This is a genomic window from Neisseria sp. P0021.S007, from assembly GCF_051956855.1.
On the sequence record NZ_JBQCXA010000381.1, the window covers coordinates 1 to 773 of the forward strand.

The 773-nt window shown below is 56.5% G+C and carries 1 pseudogene; it reads right to left on the reverse strand.

The features are described from left to right. Positions 1-773, reverse strand: a pseudogene (locus ACTHUR_RS13490) (S9 family peptidase); the annotation flags it as partial.

Genomic DNA, 773 nt, shown 5'->3' on the forward strand with positions numbered 1-773 from the left:
TAAGGAATGCGCTCGCCGTCGGCTGAAGTCGTCCAAAACTGCTGCACGTTGATGCCGTCTGAATCGAACTGCTGCGGCTGACGGCGCATGACGGTCAGTTCCATCACGTTCAAATCCAATGCAAACAGCGTCAGCGGTGTGGTGAAATCGCTGGCGGCAAGGTAAACCACGTCGCCGCCCCACGGTTGGTCGGTCATTTCCAACGCGCCCGAAGGCAGGCGCGGCAGTTCGACTTCCTGCCATTTGCCGTCGGTAAAACGCCATGCTTTCAGACGGCCTTGTACGTTTTCCAGTAGGCTCGCCACCACACAACGCTTGGTCGTTTCCACGCTTTCTAATGCCTGCGTTTCATCGGGCGCAAACAAAAGCTGCGCCGCGCCTAATTCGCCGCGGTTTAATTTTACTGCCACCAATGCGCCGCTCGGATAGCTTTGGTTCGCGCGGTTCCAGTCTTTGCGCAGCGTCAGCAAAAGATGTCCAGCCAGATAGCCGACTACGTCGCAATCGTTGGGCAGGTTTAACGGTTTCGCCTCGCCTTCGGCCGACACCTGCAAATAGGTTTTGGTGTAAAAACCGTCCGACGCTTCAATCAAATCAATCGGCGAACCTTGCGGATCGAGATAACGCCACGCGTTCACCATCATGCCGTCTTCGGCAATTTGATACACAGGCAGGCTTTCCTCGAAACTCTTGCCGCGTTCCACCAGCCACACTTCACGCGGATAGCCCGATTCGGTCAACTGGCGTTCGTCCCAAGCCGGACACACCCACAC